We start from the raw sequence: 14,752 nt of genomic DNA on the forward strand, positions 1-14,752 counted from the left end.
GCTTCAAGGGATTGCTCAGCCGAAGGCGGTTCCACCCTCTAACTCGTGATGAGGGATCAACCGGCTGTCGGCAACGGCGGCCTGCCGGTGAAAGACGATGGCTTGGTATGCGGGGTCTGTGACCATCTCCAAAAAGGCACCAAGCGTGGGGTAGCGGGCGATGAAGGCAACGTCCCAATCTTCGCTTTCGGGACCGATCAGCATTCCCTTCGGGCTGCCACGCCAGATGATTTCACCGCCGACACGGGCAAAGATCGGGCCGCTTTCGGCGCCGTAGGATTTATAAGCCTCTTCCCCCGTCGCGGTGCGCCCGTCTTTGTAGTCTGCCTGATCCCGCAGCTTAACAAGGTTCAGCATGTTCACAGGCTGATCGCGGGGCAAGGATTTGAAAGCATCAAACTGGGCGCGGGTGGGGTCTACATTCATGGCGGGCCTTCTTGTGTTCTGGTTGATTTGATCAGCCTAACCGCGCCCAAAGGCCTTTTGGAGAAAACGCCACGTCATCGCCGCCAACGAAAAAGCCCGCCACAAAGGGCGGGCTTTTCCAAAAGATTTGAAACCGGATCAGAGCGCTTCTGTCAGCTCTGGCACAGCGTCGAAGAGGTCGGCAACAAGGCCGTAGTCCGCAACCTGAAAGATCGGGGCTTCTTCGTCTTTGTTGATCGCAACGATCACTTTGGAGTCTTTCATACCAGCAAGGTGCTGAATGGCGCCGGAGATACCGCAAGCGATATAAAGATCCGGTGCAACCACCTTACCTGTTTGACCAACCTGCCAGTCGTTCGGGGCATAGCCCGAATCCACCGCAGCGCGAGATGCGCCAACAGCCGCGCCCAGCTTGTCAGCCAGCGCTTCGATGATGCCAAAGCTCTCTTCAGAGCCAACACCACGACCACCGGACACGACGATCTTGGCAGATGTCAGGTCGGGACGATCAGATTCCTGAACCTTGTCTTCAACCCACTCGGACAGATCGTTACCGCCAGCAGCCGCAATGGTGTCAACGCCAGCAGAACCGCCTTCGCCAGCCGCATCAAACCCGGCGGTGCGGAAGGTGATAACCTTCTTTTCATCGGTGGATTTAACTGTCTGGATCGCGTTGCCCGCATAGATCGGACGCTCGAATGTTTCCGCATCGACAACACCGGTCACATCAGAGATCACCATCGCATCCAGCAGGGCCGCAACGCGGGGCAGGATGTTTTTGGCGTCTGTCGTTGCTGGCGCTACGATGTGGCTGTAGTCGCCCGCAAGGGAAACGATCAGGTCAGCCGTGGCTTCGGCCAGACGGTGGCCGTAGATCGCATCTTCAGCGCAGAGCACTTTGGACACGCCGGCGATTTTGCCAGCTTCGGCAGCGGCATCTGCGCAGGTTGCGCCACAGGCCAGAACAGTCACATCCCCAAGAGACGTCGCTGCGGAAACAGCCTTGGCTGTCTGGTCCAGCGCGAGTTCGCCATCGTTGATTTCGGCAAGTAGAAGTACAGCCATCAGAGAACCCCCGCTTCGTCTTTGAGTTTCGCAACCAGTTCGGCCACATCGGCAACCATTACACCAGCCGCACGTGCAGCAGGTTCAGCGGTGCTGACAACCGTCAGACGGGGTGCAACATCCACGCCGTAATCGGCAGGTGTTTTCTCGTCCATCGGCTTTTTCTTGGCTTTCATGATGTTTGGCAGGGACGCGTAACGCGGCTCGTTCAAACGCAGGTCAACCGTTACGATTGCAGGCATCTTGATCTTGATGGTCTGCAGGCCGCCGTCCACTTCGCGGGTCACTGTGGCGTGGTCGCCATCAATGTCCAGCTCGGAGGCAAACGTGCCTTGGGACCAACCTGTCAGCGCCGCCAGCATCTGGCCGGTCGCGTTCATGTCGTTGTCGATCGCCTGTTTACCGGCGAGAACCAGACCGGGCTGTTCTTCGTCGATCACAGCTTTCAGGATCTTTGCAACGGCCAAAGGTTCGATGTCTGTGTGAACATCATCCGCAGCTACAACCAGAATGGCGCGGTCCGCACCCATTGCCAGCGCGGTGCGCAGGGTCTCTTGGGATTGTTTAACGCCGATGGAAACCGCTACGATTTCCTCAGCTTTGCCAGCCTCTTTCAGACGGATCGCTTCTTCTACAGCGATTTCATCGAAAGGATTCATGGACATTTTGACATTCGCCAGATCAACACCGCTGCCGTCCGCTTTGACGCGTACTTTCACGTTATAGTCGATCACGCGTTTGACAGGCACCAGTACCTTCATATGCGTTTCTCCTGTTTGTATTGCTCCGGGATTGGAGCAGGATTAAGAATCTTCCTGAATGGATTTACGAAAAACCAGCCAGCAACGATAGAGATAAATCGACGCGGAGCCTCCGTTTTACGCCAAGTTATTATGGCAAAAACCATAAGGAACGTTTCGGAAACCACGGTCGGACCGCGCAAGGCGCCACCGCCTGCGGGTTCATTTTCTTCAAATATCCCCGCGCGGAGCGCTGTTGATTTTCTAGCGGTTCGCACCGGGCACCCATAAAATATCATCCGCGCCATTGTTGTTCGCCACCCGTCCGGCCACAAAAAACCAGTCTGACAGCCGGTTAAGGTATTTCACCGCCGCAGGGTTCACGCTTTCAACTGTGGACAGTTCCACAGCCAGCCGCTCGGCACGGCGCAATACGGTCCGGCACAGGTGCAAATGTGCTGCAAGGGCAGAGCCACCGGGCAGGATAAAGCTACGCAGCGGGGTGAGATCGCCGTTCATCCCGTCGATCTCCCGTTCCAGCCGGTCCACCTGTTCATCGTTCACCCGAAGCGGGGGATATTCCGCGTCGGCGTCTTTATCCATTTCGGGGCGGCAAAGGTCTGCGCCTAAATCAAACAGATCATTCTGAATGCGCGACAGCGCCTCGGCCAGATCACCGCTGGCGTGCAGGCGGGCCATGCCGACCGTGGCGTTGGTTTCGTCCACCGTGCCATAGGCTGTCACCCGTGCAGAGTGTTTTGCAACCCGCGCGCCATTTCCCAGCGCCGTATCCCCGCCATCCCCAGTGCGGGTGTAAATCTTGTTCAGTACAACCATGTTATCCCCCTGATCCGCGCAGGATAACAAACAGCAGGATCAGGATGATGGCAATAGCCTGCGCGATAATCCGGTAGCGCATCAGCTTGTTGCCGTACTTGCGGTTGAAATCTCCGCCGGAGGTGAAAGCACCAAGACCGATCATCAAAACGATGAACACGGCAAGAATTGCGAAGATAACGATGTAGTAAAAGACTGTCATAAGCGGAGGCCTCTCTTTGCTTTAGACATAATCGCTTCGCGCCGCGTGACCACAGCTTTCTGCTACATGCGTCCAAATATCCCGTCGAGCGCGCGGGTCGGCAGCAAGCGGCGCAGGATATCGGCCATATAGGTCGGCCATGTCACAAAGTAGCGTGGCTTGGGGCGATCGCTTTCGATTGCGTGGATCAGTTTCTCGGTCACTGCTTCGGGGCCCAGTTCTCCACGATCCGGTTTGCTACTGGTTTTCTTCAGCTTGCTCAGCAACTTATCCTCGTATTGATCCCGAATTTCGCTGTTCTCCCAATCGATCCAGCGCTCGAATTGCTTGATCGCGTTTTTACGAAAATCGGTGCGGATCGGGCCGGGTTCGATCAGGATTGTATAGATGCCAGTGCCGCGCAGTTCCAGCCGCAGGGTATCTGTCATGCCTTCCAGCGCGAATTTTGTCGCATTGTACGCCCCGCGATACCGCATCGCGGCAAGCCCGAGCACGGACGAACAGTTCACAATCCGCCCGTGTCCCTGATTGCGCATCACGGGGATGACCTGATTGATTAGGTCGAAATGGCCAAAGAAATTCGCTTCAAATATATGGCGAAGGGCGTCGCGGCTAAGATCTTCAACAGGGGCAGGGATCGCAAACGCGCCGTTGTTGAATACGGCGTCCAACGTGCCGCCGGTTTGCGTCAGGCAGGTTTGCAGCGCCTCGGTGATGGAAGTCTCGTCATCATAGTCTAGCCGGAAGCTGTTCAGTCCCTCGGCGCGCAACCGGTCGCAATCTTCTTGCGTACGGCAGGTGGCAAAGACCAGCCAACCCTTTCTGTGTAAAGTGTGCGCCGCATCGTAGCCTATGCCGGAGGAGCAGCCGGTGATGAGAATGGATTTCGAAGGCATGGGCGATATCCCGCTTGAGTTTGAATTCTGTTGCTTACTCTTGAAGGCTTGAAGGGTCCAGTACGCCGGAAATTATATCAATGTTTAGTGAAGTTTTTCTTGAAAAGTTGGCCCCATGCTCCATGTCAACCCCTATTCCGACGGGTGGCGGGCGGTTGGCGAAAAGGTTCTGGAAGGGGGACGCATGACACGTTTTTTTAACATAGTATTTATGGTTTGTTTGGCGGCGGTGTTTTACGTCCGGAGCGAAACACCGATTAACGCGGTTGGATCGGTTCAGGCGGCCAAAGGGTCTGCCGGAGCAGACGTGGAACTGGCATCGGTTGATCGGAAAGACATCGTATCGGACAGTTCCGATCAGGATTTGAAGGTAACGGCGAACGCGGCGGTTGCGGCGGCTGAGCTGGCCTCACTTCAAACACCAGTTACTCCCCAAGCCCAATCCGGCAAGCTGCGTTATGTCATGGCATCTGATCCTGCAACAATGCCGTTCACCGTTATGGCGGCGAGCTGGCAGCCAAACGCGGTACGCGCTCAGACTGTAGTTGCGTCTGCGAAGAACGATCCGGTGGCTGAACCGACACTCGCGATCGCCAGTGCTGATGTAAATTCTGGTACCTCCTCAAAGGTTGAAACCGCTGCCACGTCCCAGACCGCCGTGCCAGCAGAGGATGAGGCCGAACTGAACACAGAAGTGACAGTGCTGGCTGAACCTGAGATCTCGGTCGAGCCTGTTCCGACAAAGTTATGGGCTGTGTCTGGTAACGTTGTGAATGCGCGCTCAGGACCCGGTACTAACAATGCGGTTCTGGACCAACTGAAGCGTGGCGCTATTGTGGAAGACACCGGTGAGCGCGACGGCAACTGGTCCCGCGTGATTGTCAGCGCCAGCGGTCTTGAGGTTTGGATGCACCGCGACTTCCTCAGCGATGCTTCGTAAACGCCTCTGATATTGCAGATTCGCCCCGCCAAGTAATTCGCGTCAAGATGAACTGTGTTCTGGACGCGGATTTCGCGGGGCTATATCACGATTTGCATGGCTGATACGTTTGATGATCCCGATTCAATTGAAAACAGTGGTGGCACTGCCGTAGAGACCCTGCGCCGTGCGATTGGCGACAGGTATCTGACCTATGCGCTGTCCACGATTATGCACCGCGCTTTGCCGGATGCCCGTGATGGATTGAAGCCGGTCCATCGCCGCATCCTCTATGCGATGAGCCGGTTGAAGCTGGCCTCCAACGGCAAGTATCTGAAGTCTGCCAAGATCAGCGGCGACACGATGGGGGATTTCCACCCTCACGGGGACGCAGCAATCTATGACGCGATGGCCCGACTGGCGCAGGACTTTAACGTGCGCTACCCAATGGTCGACGGTCAGGGCAACTTTGGCAACATCGACGGGGACAACCCCGCTGCGGCCCGTTACACCGAAGCGCGGATGACGGCCGTGGCCGAAGCCATGCTGGAAGGCATGGAAGAAAACGCCGTTGATTTCCGCGATAACTATGACGGGCGTTTGACAGAGCCGGTTGTGTTGCCTGCTTCCTTCCCGAACCTGCTGGCCAACGGTTCTACCGGCATTGCGGTGGGCATGGCGACGAATATTCCGCCCCACAACATCGAAGAGCTTTGCTCCGCTGCGATACGCCTGATTAAAGTACCCGGGACCACGGACGAAAAATTGCTGGATTATGTGCCGGGGCCGGATTTCCCGACCGGCGGCGTGCTGGTAGAACCGCGCGAGAATATCGCGCAGGCCTATCGGACGGGGCGCGGCGCGTTTCGTGTGCGGGCGCAGTGGGAAAAAGAGGAACTGACACGCGGGCAGTGGCAGATCGTCGTCACCGAGATTCCTTATCAGGTGGCCAAGTCCAAGCTGATCGAGAAGATCGCCGAACTTATCAACGCCAAAAAGATCCCGATTCTCGCGGATGTGCGCGACGAAAGTGCGGATGACATAAGGTTGGTTCTGGAGCCCCGCAGCAAGACAGTTGATCCGGTTGTTCTGATGGAAACCCTGTTCCGCCAGTCCGATCTGGAAACGCGGTTCTCTATGAATATGAACGTGCTGATTGACGGCCGCACACCCAAAGTGTGCAGCCTCAAAGAAGTGCTGCGCGCATTTGTGGATCACCGCCGCGATGTATTGCTGCGCCGCTCCCAGTATCGTGTGGACAAGATTGAAAAGCGGCTTGAAGTGCTGGAAGGCTTTATCATTGCTTTCCTCAACCTTGACCGTGTGATCGACATTATCCGTTACGATGAAGATCCAAAAGCGGCCCTTCTGCTAGAGGATTGGTCCAAAGACCACCCCAAAGCCATGAGCGAAGCAGATTATACCGCGCCTTCCAATGTGATCGGGCCGGACGCAGAGCAACTGACCGAGCCGCAGTCCGAAGCCATCCTGAACATGCGCCTGCGCAGCTTGCGTCGTCTGGAAGAGATCGAACTGCGCAAGGAGCGGGAAGACCTTTGGGCCGAACTCGACGGGCTTGAAAAACTGATCGGTTCGGAAGACCTGCAATGGGCGCGGATCATCGAAGAACTGAAAGAGACCCGCACCCGCTTTGGTAAGAAGTCTCCAGGTGGTCAGCGCCGCACGCTGCTGGAAGATGCGCCCGAGTTTGAAGAGGTGCCGCTGGAAGCCATGATAGAACGGGAGCCGATCACGGTTGTCTGTTCCTCGATGGGCTGGATCAGGGCGATGAAAGGGCATATCGACCTTAAGCAGGAGTTGAAGTTCAAGGACGGTGACGAAGGCCGCTTCCTGTTCCACGCGGAAACCACGGATCGTTTGTTGCTGCTCGGATCGAACGGGCGGTTCTACACTCTTGGCTGTAACGCACTGCCTGGCGGCCGTGGCATGGGGGAACCTGTGCGCCTGATGGTCGAGCTGCCCAACGAAGTGGAAATGGTCACTATGTTTCTGCACAAACCGGGGCGTAAACTGCTGGTGGCCAGCAGTGCGGGCGACGGATTTGTTGTGGCCGAGGACGATGTTATCGCCCAGACCCGCACGGGCCGTCAGGTGCTGAATGTGCGCAACGAAGTCAAAGCGTTGGTCTGTACGCCGATTGACGGCGATCACGTGGCCTGCGTCGGCGAAAACCGCAAGGTTCTGGTGTTCCCTGTCAGCGAACTGCCGGAACTGGGTCGCGGCAAGGGTGTGCGCTTGCAAAAGTATAAAGACGGCGGACTGAGCGATGCCAAAACCTTTGATCTGGCAGACGGGTTGAGCTGGCTTGATCCAGCGGGGCGGACCCGCACACAAAGCGAGCTTGACGAGTGGATTGGCAAACGGGCGAGCGCGGGCCGCATGGCGCCGCGCGGCTTCCCGCGGGACAACAAGTTCACCGATTAAGATTACATCAACCGGCGCTGGATCATGTGCCGGTTGATTACCATCCCCAGAGCGCCCGTGGATTACAGCTTTCCTGTTTCGGGCTTGCCGTGCATTATCCCCCGAAGCCCAAGATTTCCTGAAAGGCCAACATGAGCAGCCCAACGTCCGACGATCCGTTTTCCCGCCTGACCGCCCATGCGGATAGTCCGTCTGATGGACCGGCTGATCCGCCTATGGCGGTGGAATATCGCGGGACGCAGGGGCCGCTGTTTCGCCTCGGTTTGAAAACGGCACTGCTGACGTTGATCACGCTCGGGATTTACCGGTTTTGGGCCAAGACCCGTGTGCGCAAGTACTTTTGGTCAGCCACAGCACCCGGTGGTGATCCGATGGAATACACCGGCAACGGGTTGGAAAAGCTGCTCGGCTTCTTGATCGCGGTGGCATTTCTGGCGGTATATCTGGGGCTGTTCCAACTGCTGCTGATGTTCGCAGGTCTTTCGCTTCTGTCCGGTTCGGGCAGCGGGCAGGACACTGCGCTGCAAATTATTGCCAGTCAGGCCACGCTGGTCGCGGTGGTACCGTTTATCTTTTACGCCCAATACCGCGCGCGGCGTTATATCCTGTCGCGCACGCGGTGGCGCGGCGTGCGCTTTGGGGTGGAACCGGCGGCATGGGGCTATGTCTGGCGGGCCACAGGACACTGGATTCTGACGATCCTGTCCCTTGGTTTACTGCTGCCGCGCCAGACTTTCCTGCTGGAGAAGTATAAAATCGACCGCACGTGGTATGGCAATGCGCGGTTCGTGCAGCACGGCCGCTGGCAGAATTTGTACCCCGCAATGAAACACTACTTTATCGCCGCCGCGGCCATGGCGATACCGGGTCTGCTTGCTGCATCCCAAGGCCAGCCGGTCTGGCTGGTGCTGTCGTTCTTTGGTGCACTGTGGTTCTATTACGCTGTGGTTTACTACTCGGTCGCGTCCTTTCGGATCATGGCAGGGAGCAAGCGGCTCGGCAATACTGTGGCGTTCAACGCCACACCGCGCGGGTCCAAAGTGTTCTGGACCTACGTTCTGGGCGGTTTGCTGTCGTCGACCTGCGCGGGCATGGTGTTTTCGGCTTTCTTCATTGTGGCCGGTAATTTTCTGGGGTCTTCCGACATTTTCGCGCTAGAGGATTTCACAGAGTTCGGTGGCATTGAACAATTCGGCCTGACCGAGGCTATCGGGGTTTTTCTGGCTATCTTGGGCTACATCATGATGCTAACGCTCTACGGTGTTTTCGCCCTGATCTTCGTGCGCCAGCCGGTTCTGGAGCATTACGTGCAAGAGACACAAATCCTGAACCCTGCCGCCCTGAACGACATCCAGCAACGCAGCCGCGATGAAATGGTTGAGGCCGAAGGCTTTGCCGATGCGCTGGATGTGGGCGCGGCAATCTAACAACGAAAGGGACGGGCGTGGAAACGGAAGAACCGGCCAAGGGCAAGTATTTCGACGGGGCCTCGGCGCGCCAGCACCGCGTGCTGGTCCACCGCGACCACCGTCACGGCAGCGAGGTTCTGGTGATCTGTCCCGACACCGGACCCGAGATCATCTGGCCTGTGGCTGACCTGCGCGAGGTGACGGATCAGGCGCGGGACGAAGGGATCGTCTTGCGACAGGGACAGGACGGTATCGCCCGTTTGATCCTGCCCCACGGACCCGCCGAAGACATCATCCGCGCCATTGCGCCCAATCTGGCCAAGGTCAAAGTGTCCCGTTCCAAATTCCGACAATTGTTCCTGTGGACCGGCGGGGCGGCGGCGTCAGTTGTGATTATCATGGTCGTGATCCTGCCATCGCTTGCCAACCAGCTTGCCACCATGATTCCCCCTGATAAAGAAGCCGCCTTGGGGCGCACAGCGCTGGCCCAGATCAGCACGTTTCTGGGGGGCGATGAAGCGGAGATGACCTGCGAAAGTCCGAACGGATCACAGGCGCTGCGCAAAATGACCGCGCGAATTGTGGGCGCGGCAGAGGTGCCCTATGATTTGAAGGTGAAGGTGTTTGATCACGAGATGATCAATGCCTTCGCTGTGCCCGGTGGTCAGGTGGTACTGTTTCGTGGTCTGATTGACGCGGCCCAAACCCCCGAGGAAGTGGCCGGTGTCTTGGGGCATGAGGTGGGCCATGTGGTCAACCGCGATCCGACGCGGCTGATGCTGCGCTCTGCCGGATCGGTGGGTATTCTGGGGATGGTGTTCGGCGATTTTGCCGGTGGCGCGCTGGCGCTGGTGCTGGCTGAACAGTTGATCTCGGCAAAATACTCACAACAGGCTGAAACCGGCGCGGATGTGTTTGCCCATGAACGGCTGGCGGCGGCGGGACTGCCCGCCAATTCCTTCGCGCAGTTTTTTATTACGCTGCAACAGGAACATGGCGATACGGCGGGTTTCATGTCCCATCTGGCGAGCCACCCCGATCTGCAAGGCCGCGCGGACGCGGCGCGTGCTGCGGATGCGGTTGGGGACGGTCCCTTCACGCCGGTTCTGACACAGACCGAGTGGCGGGCGTTGCAAAACATCTGCGACTGAATCTGCTGGCATTGAAAAGGGCCGGAAATCCGGCCCTTTCGGTGTCATGCAAGCCTGTTTCGGAAGAAATTACCCGAGCGTGATGCGGTAGCGGGCAAATCCATCCGGTCCGTCGCCCGCCTGTTCCAGATCAACGCCCTTCACATCGGAAATCCGCTCTGCCCCTTTGGGGCCGGTATCAAACAGAACGCTGGTGTTTTCCAGCGGCGCGAACCCCCAGTTGCCGTCGGCTGTCGGGTTGATGGTGCCTTGTTCGACAATATAGCGCACGATCACATCGCGGTTGGTGTCCGGTCCTTCAAAGACGATGGTGTCCCCTTTGGCCCCTGGAAACGCGCCGCCGCCGCTGGCGCGGTAGTTGTTGGTGGCCACGATGAATTCCATGTCATCGGTGACTGGTTTCCCGTCAAACATCAGATCAGTAATTCGCTGCGCATCAGGGTTAATCTCTGTGCCCTTGGCATCAAACCGCGAGGGCTGGGAGAGGTCGATTTTATAGGTCACGCCGTCCATCACATCAAAGTTGTAGGACGGAAATTCAGGGTTCAGCAGGATTTGATCGGGCTTACCCGCTTCCACCTGATTGAACATTCCTGCCGAACGCTCCAGCCAGCCGCGAACCTGTGCGCCGTTAACCTTCACGGCGCGCACCGTGTTTGGATAAAGGTAAAGGTCAGAGACATTTTTGATCGCCACATCGCCCTTTGGTACATCGGTGTAATACTCCGGCCCGCCGCGTCCACCGGCCTTGAAGGGTGCAGCAGCGGACAGGATCGGCAGGGCTTCCCATTCGGTGCCTTTCATCATCTCGGTAATGTACCACGTCTGCGCTTGAGAGACGATTTGCACGGAAGGATCGTCCGCGACCAGCGCGAAATAGGAATGCAGCGGCGCGGCGGTCTTACCTACCGAGCGACGCACATAGGCGAGCGTTGCGTCATGCTCGGCCTGAACACTGTTTTCCACCATGGCGACACTGTCCACCAGCGCGATGGTCTTGCGGTTTTCGTCCCGCTTGGAAATCGGGCGGGTTTCCGTGCTGGATGTGACCACCTGCCAAGCGCCGCCGGATTTCTCCAGCATCAGGTCGATCACCCCAAGATGCGAGCCCCAGAAGCCGCCCATTGTGGCCGGTTTGCCGTGGATCGTGCCTTTTTCGGCGTCCACTCCGGCGAAGCCTGCGTATTTCTCGCTCGGGAAGACCAGATGGCTGTGACCGGTCATCAGCGCGTCGATCCCGTCCACTGACGCCAGCGGCACAGAGGCATTTTCCATGCCCTCACTTTCCTGCGCAGACCCGATACCGGAGTGGGACAGCGCAATGATGACATCCGCGCCTTTCTCCTTCATTTCCGGCACCCATGCCCGCGCGGTTTCCAGAATATCGCGGGCCTCGACCTTGCCTTCCAGATGGCGGCGGTCCCAGTTCATAACTTGCGGCGGGACAAAGCCGATCAACCCGATCTTAATGCTGTGCGTTTCGCCGGACCCGTCAGTAATTTCCTTGTCGAGAATCACATAAGGCTTCAGCAATCCGGTGTCCCCACGGGGATTTGCGCCCTTTTCCTTAACTATATTTGCGCTGACCACAGGGAAGTCGGCTCCGGCGAGGGACTTCATCAGGAAATCCAGACCATAGTTGAATTCGTGATTGCCAAGGGTCGATGCCTCATAGCCAAGCGCGTTCATCGCGGTGATGATCGGATGGCTGTCACCCTCTTTCATGCCCCTTTCATAGGCAATGTAATCGCCCATCGGGTTGCCTTGCAGAAAGTCGCCGTTGTCTACCAGCATGGAGTTGGTGGATTCCGCGCGGATCGCGTCTATGTGGGCGGCGGTGCGGGACAGGCCCACCTTATCGGACGGGCGGTCGGCGTAATAATCGTATGGAAAGACGTGAACGTGCAGATCAGTGGTTTCCATGATCCGCAAATGGGCCTGATTGGCCGCAGCATTTACGGAGAAAGGGTGCAACGCCAACAAGGCGGTTGTGGCGGCGCCGGTGCCGAGAAAACGGCGGCGGTTCATCTGTGAAAAAGACTTGGTCATGGTGATACTCCCGTTGGCTGTTGGCAGGCTCCGGCCCTTAAAGACCGGATATGCCGCGCACCTAGCAGAGAGGTATGACAGTCTTGTGAAATCCTCATGCGAGGGCAAAGCGGATGCCAGAGCCTAGGCCGCTTTGTCGCCTGAGACAAGATTTTCCGTTTCAACCTTGCGGGGCGGGCGAAATACGCAGCGGCACGCCGCCTTCGGGGCGCAGGGTCAGAACCAGTACTGGTTTCGGATCTCGCCCTTCAATCCGCTCGAACCGGAAGCGCGAGATCAGCGTGGACAGGATGATGGTGGCCTCAACCATAGCGAAGTGACTGCCGATGCAGACGCGGGGGCCATCCCCGAAGGGCAGCCAGCTAAACCGGTCGTGGCTGGCATCAGGGCCAAACCGATCTGGACGGAAAGCATCCGGTTCATCCCACAACAGTTCGTTGCGGTGCAGCGCATAGACTGGCAACATCACCGTGTCCTTGCGCCGAATGTCGCGCCCGCATAGCGTGTCATCCGCCTGCGCAGTACGCGACAGAAAGGCGGCAGGGGGATAAAGCCGCAGGGTCTCTTTTATGACTTGCGTGCAATAGGGCATCCGCGCCGCATCCTCGCCGGTGGCGATCCGCCCTTGCAGAACGGACTGAGCTTCTGCCCGCAGCTTTTCCTGAACTTCAGGATCAAACGCGCATAAGTACAGCGCCCAGCCGAGTGTCAGCGCGGTTGTTTCATGGCCGGCAACGATGAAGGTTAACAGGTTGTCCCGCAGTTCCGCACTGTTCATCTGACGGCCGGTTTCAGGGTCTGACCCTTCTAGCAGCAGGTCCAGCAGGTCCGGCACCGGTTTGGGTCCGCTGGCACGGCGGGCGTTGATGCTTTCATCCGCGATGGACTTCATGTTGCCAAGGGAATTGGGCCCGAACACCCGCGACAGGCGCGGCACCCATGTGGGCACGCCGAGCACGTCGAACAGGGACACCCGCGCGGTCTGGTCGATATAGGCATCAATCGCGCGATGAACGCCGCTGCTGTCCATCGACCCTGTGCCGGAAAATGTAACGTCGGAAATCACCTCGAACGTGGCGCGGACCATTTCGTCAAACACATCGGCCTGTCCGCCGCAGTTTTCCAACCGGTCGCAAACAGCCTGCGCACTGGCAGACATGATCGGGGCGAGCGCGGCAATGTTGCGGTGGGAAAACACAGGGGCAGCCGCGCGGCGCTGCCAGCGCCAGTGCGCCCCTTCCGCCACAAACATACTGTCGCCAATGGCGGGGCGCAGGATATTCTTGGTCACATCGGACTTCGGATAAATATCCAGCTTTTCCTTCAGAATGCGCCGGTTGGCCTCGGGGTCCATAACCATATGCCAGCGGATAATGCCGGTCTTGCCGGTGATAATCGGCTGTTTTGTGGCAATTTCGGGGATGATCTCTATCAGGTTCTCCCGCGCCTTGCGCAGAGTTTGCAATATCCCCAACGGCTGTTGAACCAGTTCGACTTTGGGTGGCAGGGCAGGGGGGCGGGTTCCGTCTGGCATGGTCTGGCTCCTATACGCTTAGTATAGGCCAAACCGCCGTCGCTTCCAGTGATTTGGCAGCCCGAAGCCCGCGCAAAACTGGCGGGTTGGGTGCAGCAATGGCGGTGTGATACGGATTTCACCCTGATAGACGGGGGATGCCGCGCGTTTTCCCCATTTTGACGGTTGATTTTTGTGCTCAGGCCAATTACCTGACAGCAAATCGGAATCGGGGTGCAGTCGCACCTCTGCGGGTCTTGTGGTAAGGCCTATCACACTTGGCACTGTCGTGCCGCATGAAGACGGAGGCCATGATGGCAAAAGAGAAATTTGAACGCACGAAGCCGCATTGTAACATCGGTACAATCGGCCACGTTGACCACGGCAAGACGACTCTGACGGCTGCGATTACCAAGCAGTTTTCGGACCACTTCAAAGCCTACGACGAGATCGACGGCGCGCCAGAAGAAAAAGCACGCGGTATCACTATTTCCACTGCTCACGTTGAGTATGAAACAGAGAACCGTCACTACGCCCACGTTGATTGCCCGGGCCACGCTGACTATGTGAAAAACATGATCACCGGTGCGGCGCAAATGGACGGCGCGATTCTGGTTGTGAACGCGGCTGACGGCCCTATGCCACAAACCCGCGAGCACATCCTGCTGGGTCGCCAGGTTGGCATCCCGTCCATGGTTGTTTTCATGAACAAAGTTGACCAGGTAGACGACGAAGAGCTGCTGGAACTGGTTGAAATGGAAATCCGCGAGCTGCTGAACGAGTACGACTACCCGGGCGACGATATCCCAATCATCGCCGGTTCTGCTCTGGCGGCTCTAGAAGACCGTGACGACAACATCGGTAAAGACAAAATCGCCGAGCTGATGGCTGCTGTTGATGAATACATCCCACAGCCACCACGCGCTGTTGACGAGCCTTTCCTGATGCCGATCGAGGACGTGTTCTCGATTTCCGGTCGCGGTACAGTTGTAACCGGCCGTATTGAACGTGGCGTGATCAATGTTGGCGACAGCATCGAAATCGTTGGCATCAAAGACACCTCAACAACCACTTGTACTGGTGTTGAAATGTTCCGCAAA

The 14,752-nt window shown here is 57.6% G+C and carries 13 protein-coding genes; 5 read left to right on the top strand and 8 right to left on the bottom strand.

All coding sequences use genetic code 11. From position 1 onward, the window contains the following. Positions 1 to 15 precede the first annotated feature (15 nt). The 6 genes from IEX10_RS17485 to IEX10_RS17510 all read right to left on the bottom strand — a co-directional run bounded on the left by IEX10_RS17485 (position 16) and on the right by IEX10_RS17510 (position 4,166). The gene (locus IEX10_RS17485) at positions 16 to 426 is read right to left on the bottom strand and encodes a DUF1330 domain-containing protein (protein WP_188678327.1); all 411 of its coding nucleotides are present in this window, start codon (positions 424 to 426) and stop codon (positions 16 to 18) included. A gap of 138 nt (positions 427 to 564) precedes the next feature. Continuing rightward, entirely contained in the window at positions 565 to 1,491 is a 927-nt protein-coding gene (locus tag IEX10_RS17490; protein WP_188678329.1) for an electron transfer flavoprotein subunit alpha/FixB family protein, read from the bottom strand. Further along, a complete protein-coding gene (locus IEX10_RS17495) occupies positions 1,491 to 2,252 on the bottom strand; it encodes an electron transfer flavoprotein subunit beta/FixA family protein (RefSeq protein ID WP_188678331.1) in 762 nt (253 codons plus the stop codon). Before IEX10_RS17495 ends, IEX10_RS17490 begins: the two co-directional genes overlap by 1 nt. A gap of 243 nt (positions 2,253 to 2,495) precedes the next feature. Continuing rightward, positions 2,496 to 3,068 (bottom strand): cob(I)yrinic acid a,c-diamide adenosyltransferase, encoded by a 573-nt coding sequence (locus IEX10_RS17500; protein ID WP_188678332.1) that lies wholly within the window; start codon positions 3,066 to 3,068, stop codon positions 2,496 to 2,498. Position 3,069: 1 nt separating this feature from the next. After that, the gene (locus IEX10_RS17505) at positions 3,070 to 3,270 is read right to left on the bottom strand and encodes a twin transmembrane helix small protein (RefSeq protein ID WP_188678333.1); all 201 of its coding nucleotides are present in this window, start codon (positions 3,268 to 3,270) and stop codon (positions 3,070 to 3,072) included. 62 nt (positions 3,271 to 3,332) lie between these two features. Continuing rightward, positions 3,333 to 4,166 carry an SDR family NAD(P)-dependent oxidoreductase gene (locus IEX10_RS17510; protein WP_188678334.1) on the bottom strand — a complete coding sequence of 278 codons (834 nt, stop codon included), beginning with the start codon at positions 4,164 to 4,166 and terminating at the stop codon, positions 3,333 to 3,335. A 184-nt stretch (positions 4,167 to 4,350) separates the two neighbouring features. Here IEX10_RS17510 and IEX10_RS17515 point away from each other — a divergent pair, with 184 nt between their 5' ends. From IEX10_RS17515 to IEX10_RS17530, 4 genes are all read left to right on the top strand, one after another. Continuing rightward, entirely contained in the window at positions 4,351 to 5,106 is a 756-nt protein-coding gene (locus IEX10_RS17515) for an SH3 domain-containing protein (RefSeq protein WP_188678335.1), read from the top strand. Between the two features lie 96 nt (positions 5,107 to 5,202). Continuing rightward, positions 5,203 to 7,530, top strand: a complete 2,328-nt coding sequence (locus tag IEX10_RS17520; protein WP_188678336.1) for a DNA topoisomerase IV subunit A — start codon at positions 5,203 to 5,205, stop codon at positions 7,528 to 7,530. A gap of 131 nt (positions 7,531 to 7,661) precedes the next feature. Continuing rightward, the gene (locus tag IEX10_RS17525) at positions 7,662 to 8,957 is read left to right on the top strand and encodes a DUF898 family protein (RefSeq protein WP_229678614.1); all 1,296 of its coding nucleotides are present in this window, start codon (positions 7,662 to 7,664) and stop codon (positions 8,955 to 8,957) included. Between the two features lie 17 nt (positions 8,958 to 8,974). Continuing rightward, positions 8,975 to 10,090 carry a M48 family metallopeptidase gene (locus tag IEX10_RS17530; RefSeq protein WP_188678337.1) on the top strand — a complete coding sequence of 372 codons (1,116 nt, stop codon included), beginning with the start codon at positions 8,975 to 8,977 and terminating at the stop codon, positions 10,088 to 10,090. A gap of 69 nt (positions 10,091 to 10,159) precedes the next feature. On the opposite strand, the gene IEX10_RS17535 is transcribed toward IEX10_RS17530, so the two are convergent. Both IEX10_RS17535 and IEX10_RS17540 read right to left on the bottom strand, forming a co-directional pair. After that, positions 10,160 to 12,139, bottom strand: coding sequence for a bifunctional 2',3'-cyclic-nucleotide 2'-phosphodiesterase/3'-nucleotidase (locus IEX10_RS17535; RefSeq protein ID WP_188678338.1), 1,980 nt, complete (start codon positions 12,137 to 12,139; stop codon positions 10,160 to 10,162). Positions 12,140 to 12,299: 160 nt separating this feature from the next. Further along, positions 12,300 to 13,673, bottom strand: a complete 1,374-nt coding sequence (locus IEX10_RS17540; protein WP_188678340.1) for a cytochrome P450 — start codon at positions 13,671 to 13,673, stop codon at positions 12,300 to 12,302. 293 nt (positions 13,674 to 13,966) lie between these two features. Between IEX10_RS17540 and IEX10_RS17545 the strand changes: the two genes are divergently transcribed. Beyond that, positions 13,967 to 14,752: elongation factor Tu (locus tag IEX10_RS17545; protein ID WP_188678343.1), on the top strand; the 786-nt coding region annotated here is incomplete at its 3' end.

It is taken from the genome of Neptunicoccus cionae, from assembly GCF_014643735.1.
Taxonomy (GTDB): Bacteria; Pseudomonadota; Alphaproteobacteria; order Rhodobacterales; family Rhodobacteraceae; genus Amylibacter; species Amylibacter cionae.

Bases quoted from the DNA above. Each gene is read 5' to 3' on its own strand.
- IEX10_RS17520 (WP_188678336.1), top strand. From the start codon at position 5,203: ATGGCTGATACGTTTGATGATCCCGATTCAATTGAAAACAGTGGTGGC.
- IEX10_RS17495 (WP_188678331.1), bottom strand. From the start codon at position 2,252: ATGAAGGTACTGGTGCCTGTCAAACGCGTGATCGACTATAACGTGAAA.
- IEX10_RS17485 (WP_188678327.1), bottom strand. From the start codon at position 426: ATGAATGTAGACCCCACCCGCGCCCAGTTTGATGCTTTCAAATCCTTG.
- IEX10_RS17490 (WP_188678329.1), bottom strand. From the start codon at position 1,491: ATGGCTGTACTTCTACTTGCCGAAATCAACGATGGCGAACTCGCGCTG.
- IEX10_RS17505 (WP_188678333.1), bottom strand. From the start codon at position 3,270: ATGACAGTCTTTTACTACATCGTTATCTTCGCAATTCTTGCCGTGTTC.
- IEX10_RS17525 (WP_229678614.1), top strand. From the start codon at position 7,662: ATGAGCAGCCCAACGTCCGACGATCCGTTTTCCCGCCTGACCGCCCAT.
- IEX10_RS17540 (WP_188678340.1), bottom strand. From the start codon at position 13,673: ATGCCAGACGGAACCCGCCCCCCTGCCCTGCCACCCAAAGTCGAACTG.
- IEX10_RS17515 (WP_188678335.1), top strand. From the start codon at position 4,351: ATGACACGTTTTTTTAACATAGTATTTATGGTTTGTTTGGCGGCGGTG.
- IEX10_RS17500 (WP_188678332.1), bottom strand. From the start codon at position 3,068: ATGGTTGTACTGAACAAGATTTACACCCGCACTGGGGATGGCGGGGAT.
- IEX10_RS17535 (WP_188678338.1), bottom strand. From the start codon at position 12,139: ATGACCAAGTCTTTTTCACAGATGAACCGCCGCCGTTTTCTCGGCACC.
- IEX10_RS17510 (WP_188678334.1), bottom strand. From the start codon at position 4,166: ATGCCTTCGAAATCCATTCTCATCACCGGCTGCTCCTCCGGCATAGGC.